General features: G+C 45.0%; 15 protein-coding genes. 1 reads left to right on the top strand and 14 read right to left on the bottom strand.

Going from position 1 to position 13,504, the window contains the following annotated elements:
- Positions 1 to 4: 4 nt before the first annotated feature.
- From ispG to trmJ, 14 genes are all read right to left on the bottom strand, one after another.
- Positions 5 to 1,123 carry a flavodoxin-dependent (E)-4-hydroxy-3-methylbut-2-enyl-diphosphate synthase gene (ispG, locus tag NDJ01_RS18610; protein WP_258587119.1) on the bottom strand — a complete coding sequence of 373 codons (1,119 nt, stop codon included), beginning with the start codon at positions 1,121 to 1,123 and terminating at the stop codon, positions 5 to 7.
- 6 nt (positions 1,124 to 1,129) lie between these two features.
- Complete coding sequence (gene rodZ / locus NDJ01_RS18605) at positions 1,130 to 2,080, bottom strand: cytoskeleton protein RodZ (protein WP_203343552.1); 951 nt, start codon at positions 2,078 to 2,080, stop codon at positions 1,130 to 1,132.
- Positions 2,081 to 2,515: 435 nt separating this feature from the next.
- Entirely contained in the window at positions 2,516 to 3,643 is a 1,128-nt protein-coding gene (locus NDJ01_RS18600; RefSeq protein WP_005391540.1) for a bifunctional tRNA (adenosine(37)-C2)-methyltransferase TrmG/ribosomal RNA large subunit methyltransferase RlmN, read from the bottom strand.
- A 377-nt stretch (positions 3,644 to 4,020) separates the two neighbouring features.
- Positions 4,021 to 4,446 carry a nucleoside-diphosphate kinase gene (ndk, locus tag NDJ01_RS18595; RefSeq protein ID WP_005391542.1) on the bottom strand — a complete coding sequence of 142 codons (426 nt, stop codon included), beginning with the start codon at positions 4,444 to 4,446 and terminating at the stop codon, positions 4,021 to 4,023.
- Positions 4,447 to 4,540: 94 nt separating this feature from the next.
- A complete protein-coding gene (pepB, locus tag NDJ01_RS18590; RefSeq protein ID WP_005391544.1) occupies positions 4,541 to 5,839 on the bottom strand; it encodes an aminopeptidase PepB in 1,299 nt (432 codons plus the stop codon).
- Positions 5,840 to 6,000: 161 nt separating this feature from the next.
- Positions 6,001 to 6,195, bottom strand: a complete 195-nt coding sequence (gene iscX, locus NDJ01_RS18585) for a Fe-S cluster assembly protein IscX (protein ID WP_005391546.1) — start codon at positions 6,193 to 6,195, stop codon at positions 6,001 to 6,003.
- Between the two features lie 44 nt (positions 6,196 to 6,239).
- Positions 6,240 to 6,578: an ISC system 2Fe-2S type ferredoxin gene (gene fdx, locus NDJ01_RS18580; RefSeq protein ID WP_005391548.1), complete on the bottom strand. Its 339-nt coding sequence runs from the start codon at positions 6,576 to 6,578 to the stop codon at positions 6,240 to 6,242.
- 13 nt (positions 6,579 to 6,591) lie between these two features.
- Entirely contained in the window at positions 6,592 to 8,445 is a 1,854-nt protein-coding gene (hscA, locus tag NDJ01_RS18575; protein WP_046874339.1) for a Fe-S protein assembly chaperone HscA, read from the bottom strand.
- Between the two features lie 21 nt (positions 8,446 to 8,466).
- A complete protein-coding gene (hscB, locus tag NDJ01_RS18570) occupies positions 8,467 to 8,982 on the bottom strand; it encodes a co-chaperone HscB (RefSeq protein WP_012842113.1) in 516 nt (171 codons plus the stop codon).
- 55 nt (positions 8,983 to 9,037) lie between these two features.
- On the bottom strand, positions 9,038 to 9,361 hold the full coding sequence (gene iscA / locus NDJ01_RS18565) for an iron-sulfur cluster assembly protein IscA (protein WP_005391554.1): 324 nt from the start codon (positions 9,359 to 9,361) through the stop codon (positions 9,038 to 9,040).
- A 70-nt stretch (positions 9,362 to 9,431) separates the two neighbouring features.
- Positions 9,432 to 9,815, bottom strand: coding sequence for a Fe-S cluster assembly scaffold IscU (gene iscU / locus NDJ01_RS18560; RefSeq protein ID WP_005381718.1), 384 nt, complete (start codon positions 9,813 to 9,815; stop codon positions 9,432 to 9,434).
- Positions 9,816 to 9,853: 38 nt separating this feature from the next.
- Positions 9,854 to 11,068, bottom strand: a complete 1,215-nt coding sequence (locus NDJ01_RS18555; RefSeq protein ID WP_005391556.1) for an IscS subfamily cysteine desulfurase — start codon at positions 11,066 to 11,068, stop codon at positions 9,854 to 9,856.
- A 28-nt stretch (positions 11,069 to 11,096) separates the two neighbouring features.
- Positions 11,097 to 11,603 carry a Fe-S cluster assembly transcriptional regulator IscR gene (iscR, locus tag NDJ01_RS18550; protein ID WP_005381720.1) on the bottom strand — a complete coding sequence of 169 codons (507 nt, stop codon included), beginning with the start codon at positions 11,601 to 11,603 and terminating at the stop codon, positions 11,097 to 11,099.
- 125 nt (positions 11,604 to 11,728) lie between these two features.
- The gene (gene trmJ / locus NDJ01_RS18545) at positions 11,729 to 12,448 is read right to left on the bottom strand and encodes a tRNA (cytosine(32)/uridine(32)-2'-O)-methyltransferase TrmJ (RefSeq protein WP_006741887.1); all 720 of its coding nucleotides are present in this window, start codon (positions 12,446 to 12,448) and stop codon (positions 11,729 to 11,731) included.
- Between the two features lie 231 nt (positions 12,449 to 12,679).
- On the opposite strand from trmJ, the gene suhB reads away from it, so the two are divergent.
- Complete coding sequence (gene suhB, locus NDJ01_RS18540; protein ID WP_047010191.1) at positions 12,680 to 13,483, top strand: inositol-1-monophosphatase; 804 nt, start codon at positions 12,680 to 12,682, stop codon at positions 13,481 to 13,483.
- Positions 13,484 to 13,504 lie beyond the last annotated feature (21 nt).

The raw sequence follows: 13,504 nt of genomic DNA, 5'->3' as shown, positions 1-13,504 counted from the left end.
GAGATTAATCTTGTACTTTAACTTCGATGCGGTTTTCGCCATTCATCATGGCTGCTTTCGCACGGATCTTAGCTTCTAGCTGATTCACAAGGTCATCGTTATCAAAGCGTTCTTTCTGGCGTTTACCATCTTCGTAGAATGCGCTCTTCTTGTTACTACCTGCTAGACCTAAGTGAGAAACTTCTGCTTCACCAGGGCCGTTTACCACACAACCGATGATAGACACATCCATTGGCGTGATGATGTCTTCTAAACGCTGCTCAAGTGCGTTCACCGTGCCAATCACATCAAATTCTTGGCGCGAGCAACTTGGGCAAGCAATAAAGTTGATGCCTCGAGAGCGAATACGCAGAGATTTAAGAATGTCGAAACCGACTTTGATTTCTTCAACTGGATCGGCAGCCAAAGAGATACGCAGCGTATCACCGATCCCTTCAGATAACAGCATACCTAAGCCAACAGATGACTTAACAGCACCAGCACGAGCACCACCCGCTTCTGTAATACCCAAGTGAAGAGGCTGATCGATTTTCTTCGCTAGCAGACGGTATGAATCCACCGCAAGGAAGACGTCTGAAGCTTTCACGCTAACTTTAAATTGGTCAAAGTTAAGACGATCGAGATGATCTACGTGACGCATCGCCGATTCAACTAAAGCTTCTGGCGTTGGTTCGCCGTATTTCATCTGTAAATCTTTTTCCAAAGATCCACCGTTGACACCAATACGGATTGGGATGTTTTTATCGCGAGCACAGTCAACAACAGCGCGAATGCGCTCTTCATTGCCAATGTTACCTGGGTTGATGCGTAAACAGTCAACACCGTACTCCGCCACTTTCAGCGCGATACGATAGTCGAAATGAATATCAGCCACTAATGGTACAGAAACTTGCTGTTTAATCAGTTTGAAAGCTTCTGCTGCGTCCATGGTAGGTACAGAAACTCGAACGATATCTGCACCGACTTTTTCTAGTGCTCGGATTTGAGCGACTGTCGCTTCTACGTCAGTCGTGCGAGTGTTAGTCATTGACTGTACGGCAATTGGCGCACCATCACCAATTGGCACATCACCCACATAAATACGCGTCGATTTACGACGAATAATTGGAGATTCGTGTTTCATAATTTTTTATAACGGTAGAGTGAATCTAGCTACTTTGCCTGAAGTATACCCAGAAAGGTCGACAGGTTCACTTGCAAATGTCATTGTAACCCCTTCCGGTGCGCCTAATATCACTTTAAACGGCGCTTTTCCGGTAAGTTCTACATCTTGTCCTGGTTTATGAGTACCACTTACCAGCGTTTTACCATTGGTGTCTTTTACTTGAATCCAACAGTCCGCTTTAAACTTCATAGTAAGAAGTGTCATGCCTTCAGGTACGACTGGCGCAGGCTGTTCCTCTTCCGCAGTTTCAATCACGGCAACAGGTTCTTCAGAATCTACGCTTGTTGTATTTTCAGTTTCAGCAAGCAGAGGGGCGCTACCCTGCTCGACTGGTACTTCACTCGTTTCAACAACATCATTACTTGTTGAAACAACGTCTTCAGGAGTACTTGCGATTAACTCCTCAGCCGTCATTAAATCGATATCAGCTAACTCTTGCGCTGTGGGCTTCGGCGCTTCAACACTTGAATCCGTAACTTCCTTCGTTAGGCTATTCTCTTGCTGGTTTTGCCACCACCAAGCTGCAGAAATACCAATAATGACCAACCCGATAACCCAAGTCAGGAGCATGATACGGCTATTGTGCTTCTCATCTTTTGTTTTGCGAGAGAAGCTCTGCATTTCAATTTCTTGCTCTTGCGGCTGTACATCTGCTGTCTGCTCTAACGCAGTCAAAACCATCTTCTCATCAAGGCCCACGAACTTCGCGTAAGAACGCAAGTAACCACGCGTAAATGTCGCAACTTGTTGAGACTCAAATCGGTTATTTTCAATATCTTCAATAACAGAAACGCGAAGCCTCAGGCGATCAGCAACTTGCTTTTGACTCATCCCAAGAGATTCGCGTTTGTTTTTCAGTAATGTGCCAGCTTCAATAGAAAGTGGCACTTCATTCGTATTTTCGTGTTCTGTCATAATGGTGGTATTTAATCTGTTTTAGTGGCTAACGTGGTTATGTATTTTCGTTATTGTTCTTAAGCCTCTTTAAAAGATAGCTAGCCTAAACGCGTTAACCAAAATAATAATTTTAAGAAACTCTCAGCGATTTGAGTGTGAATACCCGTTTTGCAAAAATCAGCAAAGCGTATGTGAGAAAATGCTGAGAATTATCGGTGTCATCGTTAATGTCACATATCATGATAAGCGAATGTGTAACGAAGACAAAAACTCTTTACACTCAAACTAACAGATAGCTCAAGCTTTTGTCCAAACTTTGACAAAGGAATTCGAAATTATACCCAAATAACCTCGAGTTGGAGAGTTGTCGTCATAAATCTTGGCAGAAATGCTCTTATCGATAAACAAAATAGCCAGAGCAAATGGCTCTGGCTATTTTTGAATTCCGGTCGTTTATACCGCTTTTACTTCAATGGTATCAGCACCGCGCGACGCTTTTAACATTGCAGTACGTTTAGTTCGGTCAATCACATCACCAACTAACTGACCACACGCTGCATCAATGTCATCGCCACGAGTCTTACGAACCGTTACTGTATGCTCATATTGCATCAATGTTTTTTGGAAGCGATCAATACGTGAGTTACTTGGTTTCTTGTAAGGTGAACCTGGATACGGGTTAAACGGAATCAAGTTAATCTTACATGGTGTGTCTTTCATCAGCTCAGCCAGTTCACGAGCATGGTCCATGTCATCATTCACATGATCAAGGAGTACGTACTCAACCGTTACCTTACCGCGGTTTGCATTCGATGAAGCGATGTAACGACGAACTGATGCTAGGAAATCTTGAATATCCCAACGATCGTTAATTGGCATGATTTCACTACGCAACTTATCGTTTGGCGCATGAAGGGAAATTGCCAACGCGACATCGATTTTGCCTGTCATCTGATCAAGACCAGAAACCACACCTGATGTAGATACAGTCACACGACGTTTTGACAAACCAAAGCCAAGATCGTCCAGCATTAGTTCTAATGCCGGGATCAAGTTCTTCATGTTTAGAAGCGGTTCACCCATCCCCATCATCACGACGTTAGTAATTGGGCGGCGACCTGTTTCTTTCTCAAGACCAATTTCACGTGCAGCGCGCCACACCTGACCGATGATCTCTGAAACTTTCAAGTTACGGTTAAAGCCCTGCTGTGCTGTTGAGCAGAACTTACATTCCAACGCACAACCTACTTGAGAAGACACACAAAGCGTTGCACGATCATCTTCTGGAATGTAAACCGTCTCTACATCCTGATCACCAACGTTCATCGCCCACTTGATCGTACCATCAGAAGAGTGCTGAGCTTCTGCGACTGTTGGTGCCTTGATTTCGCACTTGTGTAAAAGCTTTTCGCGCAGCTTCTTGTTAATGTTTGTCATTTTTTCGAAGTCATCTACACCGAAATGGTAGATCCACTTCATAACCTGATCGGCACGAAACGCTTTCTCGCCGAGTTCTTCTGCGAAAAACTGACGCATGCCTTTGCGATCAAAGTCGAGTAGATTGATTTTTTCAGTGGTCATGTTGCCTCTCAATGACTGAAACAAGAATAAGGGCGCGAATTGTACAGCCTTTATGCAGCTACAACAAGGGGTGTAAAACCCTGAGTTTGCTAAGGCATTAAAATCAAAATGATTAAATTTTAAGCACCTCTTGCGCTATAAGTGGCTATTACACTATCAAAAGTAAAAGCGTAGAAATCGTAAAGGGAAAAGACTAAAAATAACTCACGTTACTGGGCTTTAAAGCCCATTATATAGTCAGACTAGTTAGCGTGTAAGAGCTCACTTATGCAGTCAACATTGCCACTCAACTTAGGTATATGAAATGAAAAAGCCTCGGAAAGTTCCGAGGCTTTTCTGTATCAGAGTATCACTAACAAGTGAAGTATCACGCCTAATTAGCGAGAGAAAACCTCTGACTCAGGGAAGAAAAACTCAATTTCACGCGCTGCAGATTCAGGGCTATCGGAACCATGAACTGAATTGTGACGCATGCTAAGTGCGTAATCAGCACGCAAAGTGCCGCATGCCGCTTCCTCTGGGTTAGTTTTACCCATCAGCTCACGGTAACGTGCAATCGCATTTTCACCTTCCAGTACCTGAACCATAATAGGACCAGATGTCATGAACTCTTTTAGTGGAGGGAAAAACTCTTTGCCTTCATGCTCTGCATAAAAACCGCTTGCCTGATCTTCAGTCAGGTGAACCATTTTAGCAGCGACAATACGTAGGCCAGCCTTTTCAATACGGTTATAGATTTCACCAATTAGGTTTCGCTCTACCGCATCCGGCTTAATGATTGAAAATGTTCTTTCTAGAGCCATAAAATTTCCTTTCTGTACTTGTAATAATAGTTGTGTTTTTAAAGTGACTTACTGGGTAAGAGCAGCACTCAAACAAGGAGTGCCGCAATCAATCTTATTTACCAGCTTGCTCATTGAGGAAACGAGCAAGTGTACGAACGCCCATACCCGTAGCTCCCGCAGCCCATTTATCAGACGCGGCTTTACGGTATGTACCCGCACAGTCGAAGTGCAACCAGCCTTTTTTGTAGTCTTCTACGAAGTAAGACAAGAATGCTGCTGCTGTGCTTGCACCCGGAGAGTAGTCACCAGAACTGATATTCGATAAGTCAGCAAAGTTTGATGGCAGCATTCCACGGTGGAAGTCAGCAAGTGGTAGCGGCCATAAACCTTCTTTTTCTTGGTTTGCCGCAGTGAGCGCTTGATGCGATAACTCGTCATCGAAACTCATTAATGCGTGATAATCATTACCCAACGCATTCTTCGCCGCACCTGTTAGTGTTGCACAATCAATGATTAACTCAGGTTTTTGCTCACTAGCGTAGATAAGACCATCAGCAAGCACTAAACGACCTTCTGCATCGGTGTTCATGATTTCAACGGTTTTACCGTTTTTGTAGGTGATGATGTCGCCAAGCTTGAGTGCGCGACCAGAAACCATGTTCTCTGCACAACAAAGGATCAGTTTTACACGCTTGTTCAAACCACGAAGAATCGCCAGTGCAAGACCACCGGTGATGGTGCCTGAGCCACCCATGTCTGCTTTCATTGCGCTCATGAAGTTAGAAGGCTTCAAGCTGTAACCACCCGAATCAAAGGTGATACCTTTACCGACAAGACACGCGAATATTGGTGCGTTCTCGTCACCTGTCGGGTTGTAGTCTAGCTGGAGCATCGCAGAAGTACGCTCCGAACCACGGCCTACGGCGTAAATACCTTCCCAACCTTCTGCCAACAAGTCTTTGTCTTTGACGATACGAGCTGTCACTGTGCCTTTAGGCGCAACAGATTTGATGAATTCAGCGGCCATTGTCGCTAGCTGACGAGGGGCAACTTCTTCTGCGGTTTTATTGATGATATCGCGGGTAAAATCAGTCGCGGTAATACGCGCTTGAAGCTCTGCTTGATCTTCTTCAGACAATGCAGACCACTCAACTGAGCCATGTTTTTTGGGGTTACGGTAACCTTGGTGGAAAGCCCAAACGCTCTCTAAATCCCAGTTATCACCGGAAAGAAAAATAGAACGAATTCCTTGGCCATCTAGCTGACGAGCTGCACGTTGAATTGCACCAAGATCGTGACCTTCACCTAAATGAATGGTTGCGCCGTTTTCAGCGAATGAAAGCAGTGCTTTTTCACCCCAATGTGGTGCTGCCGACTCTTGACTTAAAAATACAGACATCTGTGTAGACATGGTTTCTCCTTGTCTTATAGCAGCGTTGCCTACGCTGCTTCTTTTTAATAACTCACGGATGTTAGCATTATGTAGGGCAAAAATGTCAATTGGATAAAAAAACGGACCTAAAGGTCCGCTTTTTTTAGTAAGAATTGTTAACTAGGCTGTGTTTTACAGACTTAGTCTGCTTCATCCATCCAGCACATGATAACGGCTTCCAGAATCTTTTCGTTACAATGGTTTGGGTCATCTTCAAACTCATCTAACTCCATGATCCATTGATGAAGATCGGTAAAACGCACCGTTTGCGGATCAACATCTGGAAACTTGTCACAAAGTTCAATCGCGATATCGCGAGAATCTGTCCATTTCATTGCTCATCTTCCTTTTGCTTCTTCCCTATATTGGGAAGATAGTTTTAGTGATCTTCTGAAGCGTGGTTCAGCGTGTACTTAGGAATTTCTACCACTAAGTCTTCATCCGCAATTTTCGCCTGACACCCTAGACGTGATTCAGGCTCTAGACCCCACGCTTTATCCAGCATGTCGTCTTCCAGCTCTTCACTTTCTTCTAGCGAATCAAAACCTTCACGGATGATCACGTGGCAGGTGGTACAAGCACATGATTTTTCACACGCATGTTCAATACCGATACCATTTTTTAGCGCTACGTCCAGAACGGTTTCACCAGTGTTTGCTTCCAACACTGCGCCTTCTGGGCACAAATCGTCGTGTGGTAATACAATAATCTTAGGCATAACTACTTATCTCTTATATATCGTCTACTGATTGACCTGACAGCGCAGCTCGAATCGATTTATCCATACGGCGCGATGCGAAATCTTGGCTCGCTTTATCGGTATCTTTAATGCCTTGCTCAATCGCATCGGCATCATCACCATTACGCAGCTCAATCAAGGCTTCGATGGCTTTTATCAGGTCTTGTTTCTCTTGTTCTGATAGTAGTTCGTCACCATCAGCTTGCATCGCTGCAATCAAACCTTCTATCACACGGTCGGCCTCAACACGCTGCTCAGCTAGCGCACGAGCTTGCATGTCTTCTTTAGCGTGAGTCATTGAATCACGCAGCATATCCGCCACTTCATTATCGCTTAACCCGTAAGAAGGTTTTACTTGAATCTCTGACTGAACACCGGTGCTCTTTTCCATTGCCGTAACAGAAAGAAGGCCGTCAGCGTCAACTTGGTAAGTCACACGAATATGTGCCGCACCCGCCGCCATCGGTGGAATGCCTTTCAATGAGAAACGAGCCAGTGAACGACAATCATCAACCATTTCACGCTCACCTTGTACCACATGAACACTCATGGCCGTTTGGCCATCTTTGAATGTGGTAAATTCTTGCGCACGCGCAACAGGAATCGTGGTATTGCGAGGGATGATCTTCTCAACCAAACCACCCATGGTTTCAATACCAAGCGACAGTGGGATCACGTCAAGAAGTAACATTTCTGAATCAGGCTTGTTACCCGCTAGAATGTCGGCTTGGATACCCGCGCCGATTGCGACAACTTCATCAGGATTAATGCTTGTTAGCGGTGTGCGGCCAAAAAACTCGCCTACCATTTCACGAACCAGCAATGTGCGTGTTGAACCACCAACCATGACAACTTCGAGTACTTCGTCTGCGTTAACATCAGCATCTTTTAATGCACGACGACAAGACATTAGTGTTTTCTTCACTAAGGGGCGAATCAGATCTTCGAACTGCTCACGAGTAACGGTGCCCTTCCAGCCAAACACGTCAACATCAACGCTGTCTTGCTCAGAGAAAGCAATCTTAGTCGCAGTAGCAATGTTCAGTAGCGTACGGTTTTTTTCAGCAGAAAGTGGGGCTTCGAGACCCGCTTGCTCCATTAGGTAATCCGCTAACAGATGGTCAAAGTCATCACCGCCTAACGCAGAGTCACCACCTGTTGCTAATACTTCAAATACGCCTTTCGACAAACGTAGGATAGAGATATCAAATGTACCGCCACCTAGGTCATAAACCGCAATCACCCCTTCTTGGCCTGAGTCTAGGCCATAAGCAATTGCCGCGGCAGTTGGTTCGTTAAGCAGACGGAGCACATGAAGGCCAGCTAATTTCGCGGCATCTTTCGTACCTGCACGCTGAGCATCATCAAAGTAAGCAGGAACAGTGATCACAACACCCGCTAACTCACCACCTAACGTTTCTTCTGCTCGCTTACCTAGCGCTTTTAGAATGTCCGCAGATACTTCAATCGGGTTTTTGTCACCTTGAGGCGTTTGCAGGATCGGAAGACCATTTTCACTCTCTCTAAAACGATAAGGAAGTGAAGAGTAACGGGACTGAATGTCCTTTAATGAACGACCGATCAAACGTTTTACAGAGATAATAGTGTTCTCTGGTTCAAGCTCTGCTTTGGCTTTGGCTTCGTGGCCAACCGTTAACGTTTCCTCAGTGTAATTAACGACTGAAGGTAAAATAGTACGGCCCTGCTCGTCCGCAAGTGGAGTTGCATCGCCGCTACGTACAGAAGCAACCAAAGAGTTGGTAGTACCTAAGTCGATACCCGCTGCTAACTTATGCTCATGAGGTGCCGAGCTTTGGCCCGGTTCTGCGATTTGAAGTAGTGCCATGATAGGTCCTTGTCACGCTAACTAGCCGAGGAGTTTGTCTTCGACTAGTTCAATTTCGTTCTTTAGTTTGGCAATGAATTTTAGCTTACGAACTCGGTCTGCGGCTTCAGCCCAAAGACCATCATCAAGCTCTTGCTCGACGCTTGCCAGATGCTGTTTGTACATTTTGCTGACCTTAGAATCGAAGTCAAAAAGAGCCGATTCAGGATCGGTGCTGTCAGCAATTTCTTCCAGTTCTTCGCGCAGCTCCATTTGCTCCATTAAGAACATTGGATCTTGCATTGTCTGCTGTTCACCTCGGATCTCAACTCCCTGCTCTGCGAGGATGTACTCGGCACGGGAGATAGGGTTTTTCAGAACTTGATAGGCATCGTTGATTTGCGCTGCCTTTTGCACCGCCATCAAACGGTCACGTTCAGATCCCGTTGCAAAGTTATCCGGGTGGAAGCGTTTTTGTAGTTCTCGGAACTGAGAAGAAAGAAGGCTACCATCCAGCTTAAACTGACTTGGTAGCCCAAATAATTCAAAGTGATTCATTAAGTTCGGGTCCTAGTAAAGCCTTCCGGACTCGCTTGCCCAGAAGGACAATCAATTAGACGTTGAAGCTTTCACCACAACCACATTCACTTTTCGCGTTAGGGTTGTTGAATTCAAAACCTTCATTCAACCCTTCTTTCACGTAATCCAATTCGGTACCGTCTAGGTACACTAAGCTTTTTTTGTCGATGATAATTTTCACTCCAGAGAGTTCAAAAACTTCATCTTCTTCGTTAAGCTCATCAACAAACTCAAGTACATATGCCATGCCTGAACAACCAGTCGTCTTCACTCCAAGACGTAAACCGATACCTTTGCCTCGGTTATCTAGGAATGCTCTTACGCGACTTGCCGCTGATTCTGTCATTGTGATGGCCATACTGCACCTTAGTCTGTCTAAATTTCGATTGGAATGGGAGCGTCAAAGCTCCCATTATATTACGGAATAATTATTCTTGGTGTTTTTTCTTGTAGTCTGCAACCGCTGCTTTGATTGCATCTTCAGCAAGAATTGAACAGTGAACTTTCACTGGTGGAAGCTCTAGCTCTTCAGCAATTTCAGAGTTTTTAATTGCTGCTGCTTCATCAACTGACTTGCCTTTTACCCACTCAGTTACTAGTGAGCTTGATGCGATTGCACTACCACAACCGTATGTTTTGAACTTCGCATCTTCGATGATACCTTCCGGTGTCACTTTGATTTGAAGCTTCATTACGTCACCACAAGCTGGAGCGCCAACCATGCCGCTACCTACTGATGGGTCTTCTTTATCGAATGAACCAACGTTACGTGGGTTCTCGTAGTGATCAATTACTTTTTCGCTGTATGCCATGATAAATTACCTCGAATCCTCTATTTCAATCCCTGAGATTAATGGTGAGCCCATTCAACAGTGCTCAAATCAATCCCTTCTTTGTACATATCCCATAGAGGAGACATGTCGCGTAGCTTAGTCACTGCAACGCGGATTTGTTCAATTGCGTAATCAATTTCTTCTTCAGTCGTGAAACGACCAAACGAGAAACGAACCGAGCTGTGAGCCAATTCATCATCCATGCCTAAGGCACGAAGAACGTAAGAAGGCTCAAGACTTGCAGACGTACAAGCACTACCAGAAGATACCGCTAGATCTTTAAGCGACATTAGTAGTGATTCACCTTCTACGAATGCGAAGCTGATGTTTAGGTTGTGTGGTACACGTTGCTCAAGGTCACCGTTTACCGTCACTGCTTCTAAGTCTTTCACGCCATCAAAAAGACGGTTACGAAGCGCTAAAGCGTGATCGTAATCTTTTTGCATGTCTTCTTTTGCAATGCGGAATGCTTCACCCATACCAACGATTTGGTGAGTAGGAAGTGTACCAGAGCGGAAACCACGCTCATGGCCGCCACCGTGCATTTGCGCTTCAAGACGAATACGAGGCTTACGACGAACGTAAAGTGCACCGATGCCTTTAGGGCCATAAACTTTGTGAGCAGAAAGCGAAATTAGGTCAACTTTCATCTCTTGAACGTCGATTGGTAATTTACCTGCAGATTGCGCTGCATCCACGTGGAAAACAATTTTACGCTCACGACACAATTCGCCGATCGCTGTAATGTCTTGAACCACACCAATCTCGTTGTTTACGTGCATAATAGACACAAGCACTGTGTCATCACGCATTGCCGCTTTAAGCTTCTCTAGATCGATCAAGCCATTTGATTCTGGCTCAAGGTAAGTCACTTCAAAGCCTTCACGCTCAAGTTGACGACATGGGTCAAGAACGGCTTTGTGCTCTGTTTTACAAGTGATTACGTGCTTGCCTTTCTTCGAGTAAAAGTGCGCTGCACCTTTAATCGCAAGGTTGTCTGATTCTGTCGCACCAGATGTAAATACGATTTCGCGAGGATCTGCATTTAGAAGGTCAGCAATTTGCTCACGAGCAGTATCGACCGCTTCTTCTGCCTGCCAGCCGTAACGGTGCGAACGCGACGCTGGGTTGCCAAATGTGCCATCCATTGTCATGTACTGAACCATTTTTTCAGCAACACGTGGATCAACTGGACATGTAGCGGAATAATCAAGATAAATCGGCAGTTTCATTCTCTACTCCAATGTAAAAAGCTGACCGCTAAGAGCGGACGTTTACACCGATGGGCGCGGCGGTTGTATTTTTGTTTGATAGCCCATGGGTTACCGCCAGATCAATGTCCTGACGATCAGAAATTTCGAGGACTTCATTGTCTGTCATCAACTCACCAAGAGTGATGTTATTCAAGAAGTCACTAATGCGAGAGCTTAAGTCGCGCCATAGCGTGTGAGTAAGGCAACGTGTTCCACCTTGGCAATCTCCTTTGCCCTGGCATTTGGTTGCATCGACTGACTCATCAACGGCTGCAATCACGGTACCAATAGCGATACTGTGTGCGTCGGCACCAAGTCGGTAACCACCACCAGGACCACGAACGCTGGCAACGAGACCTGCTTTACGCAATTTTGAAAATAGCTGCTCTAAGTAAGAGAGCGAGATCCCCTGACGCTCTGAGATGTCAGCAAGAGGTACAGGGTTTTGTTGCGAATGCAGTGCCACATCCAGCATGGCTGTCACCGCATATCTTCCTTTAGATGTAAGTTTCATACCACACCGTATCCACATGGTTTGTAATGGTTAAGATTTTTCCATACCTGAGTAAAATGGTCAAGTATTTATTTGACCATTTTACTCAGGTATTCATCCTTACACCTAGAGTGGTTATTCTTTATTCAGAACTTCTTTTCTATCGAGGTCAAAATGCCGCGTAGAATATTGAGCTCCTGGGTTTCTGGCCGAGCACGAGAGAACAAGCGACGCAATTTATTCATCACCTGCCCTGGTTGCTCTTTATTGATAAACTGGGTCTCAACCATCACCTTTTCAAGATGCTCGAAGAACATTTCGAGCTCTCTATGACGTGGGTACTCTTCCGGCTCATTTGGGGCAAACTGGCTTTGCTCTAAGTTCAAATGCGCAACTCGTACTTCGTAACTCAGAGTTTGTACGGCCATCGCTAGGTTAAGCGAGCTATATTCAGGGTTAGCAGGAATGCAAACATGGTAGTGACACCTTTGCAGCTCTTCGTTTGTTAGACCAGTTCTTTCACGACCAAACACGAGCGCGACAGGGTGTTTTCTACCCTCAACCGCAAATTTCTCACCACATTCACGTGGCTCAAGCATTGGCCATTCTAATGTACGAGAGCGAGCACTGGAGCCCACCACAAGGCTGCAATCTTCAACCGCTTCCTCTAATGTACCGACAATCTTTGCATTTTGAGCAATATCACCAGCACCCGCAGCCAAAGCAAGAGTTTGTTCATCCACTTCACATTGTGGATCGACTAATACTAGTTGGCTTAAACCCATCACTTTCATAGCTCGAGCTGCTGAGCCAATATTGCCTGAATGAGAGGTACCTACGAGTACAATTTTTACTTGATCCAACATCTGTGTTTGCTACCTAAATTAAAACCGCAGAATGTTACCATAGTTTTTTAACACACCCTAGGGCGAAGCAGGCCTCTCTTCTCATTCTTGGTCATTGTTCTCGTTCGCCTCAAGCTAAATACAATAAAACCACTGACTTTAGAACAAAAAATAACCACTTCCCTTTTTACTGATCTCTGGTATACTCGCCGCCGCTTTCATTTGTTCTTTAACATCCGTTGGGAAATTCGTATGCATCCAATGCTAAACATTGCTATTCGCGCTGCGCGAAAGGCAGGCAATCATATTGCTAAATCATTAGAAAACACTGATAAAGTAGAATCTACTCTTAAAGGCACTAATGACTTTGTCACTAATGTAGATAAAGAAGCAGAATACATCATCATCGATACTATCAAGCAGTCTTACCCTGAGCACTGTATCGTTGCTGAAGAACAAGGTCTTATCGAAGGTAAAGATAAAGACGTACAATGGATCATCGACCCACTGGATGGCACCACTAACTTTGTAAAAGGTTACCCAACTTTCGCGGTTTCTATCGCAGTTCGTATCAAAGGCAAAACTGAAGTTGCTTGTGTTTACGATCCAATGCAAAACGAGCTATTCACTGCACAACGTGGTGCAGGCGCTCAACTAAACAGTGCGCGTATCCGTGTTGCTCAACTAAAAGACCTTCAAGGTACTGTTCTAGCTACTGGTTTCCCATTCAAACAGAAACAACACGCTGAGTCTTACATCAAGATCGTTGGTGCGCTATTCACTGAATGTGCTGATTTCCGTCGTAGCGGCTCTGCTGCTCTTGACCTATGTTACGTGGCTGCTGGCCGTGTTGATGGTTACTTCGAGCTAGGTCTAAAACCTTGGGATATGGCAGCAGGTGAGCTTATTGCTCGTGAAGCTGGCGCAATCCTAACTGACTTTGCTGGCGGCACTGAGTACATGAAGTCTGGTAACATTGTTGCTTCAAGCGCTCGTGGCGTAAAATCTATCCTTAAGCACATCCGCGAAAACGGTAACAGCGCGATCCTTAAGTAATATTTGAAAGTCATATTTAGC

Origin of the sequence: Vibrio sp. HS-50-1, assembly GCF_024747315.1 — a bacterium.
GTDB classification, from domain to species: Bacteria; Pseudomonadota; Gammaproteobacteria; order Enterobacterales; family Vibrionaceae; genus Vibrio; species Vibrio diabolicus.
This window is presented reverse-complemented; position numbering and strand designations above follow the sequence as displayed.

What these genes read in the sequence shown, in the direction of transcription:
- pepB (WP_005391544.1), bottom strand. Translation starts at nt 5,839, where the DNA reads ATGTCTACACAGATGTCTGTATTTTTAAGTCAAGAGTCGGCAGCACCA.
- hscB (WP_012842113.1), bottom strand. Translation starts at nt 8,982, where the DNA reads ATGAATCACTTTGAATTATTTGGGCTACCAAGTCAGTTTAAGCTGGAT.
- suhB (WP_047010191.1), top strand. Translation starts at nt 12,680, where the DNA reads ATGCATCCAATGCTAAACATTGCTATTCGCGCTGCGCGAAAGGCAGGC.
- iscA (WP_005391554.1), bottom strand. Translation starts at nt 9,361, where the DNA reads ATGGCCATCACAATGACAGAATCAGCGGCAAGTCGCGTAAGAGCATTC.
- iscX (WP_005391546.1), bottom strand. Translation starts at nt 6,195, where the DNA reads ATGAAATGGACAGATTCTCGCGATATCGCGATTGAACTTTGTGACAAG.
- hscA (WP_046874339.1), bottom strand. Translation starts at nt 8,445, where the DNA reads ATGGCACTACTTCAAATCGCAGAACCGGGCCAAAGCTCGGCACCTCAT.
- NDJ01_RS18600 (WP_005391540.1), bottom strand. Translation starts at nt 3,643, where the DNA reads ATGACCACTGAAAAAATCAATCTACTCGACTTTGATCGCAAAGGCATG.
- ispG (WP_258587119.1), bottom strand. Translation starts at nt 1,123, where the DNA reads ATGAAACACGAATCTCCAATTATTCGTCGTAAATCGACGCGTATTTAT.
- iscR (WP_005381720.1), bottom strand. Translation starts at nt 11,603, where the DNA reads ATGAAACTTACATCTAAAGGAAGATATGCGGTGACAGCCATGCTGGAT.
- ndk (WP_005391542.1), bottom strand. Translation starts at nt 4,446, where the DNA reads ATGGCTCTAGAAAGAACATTTTCAATCATTAAGCCGGATGCGGTAGAG.
- fdx (WP_005391548.1), bottom strand. Translation starts at nt 6,578, where the DNA reads ATGCCTAAGATTATTGTATTACCACACGACGATTTGTGCCCAGAAGGC.
- trmJ (WP_006741887.1), bottom strand. Translation starts at nt 12,448, where the DNA reads ATGTTGGATCAAGTAAAAATTGTACTCGTAGGTACCTCTCATTCAGGC.
- rodZ (WP_203343552.1), bottom strand. Translation starts at nt 2,080, where the DNA reads ATGACAGAACACGAAAATACGAATGAAGTGCCACTTTCTATTGAAGCT.
- NDJ01_RS18555 (WP_005391556.1), bottom strand. Translation starts at nt 11,068, where the DNA reads ATGAAACTGCCGATTTATCTTGATTATTCCGCTACATGTCCAGTTGAT.
- iscU (WP_005381718.1), bottom strand. Translation starts at nt 9,815, where the DNA reads ATGGCATACAGCGAAAAAGTAATTGATCACTACGAGAACCCACGTAAC.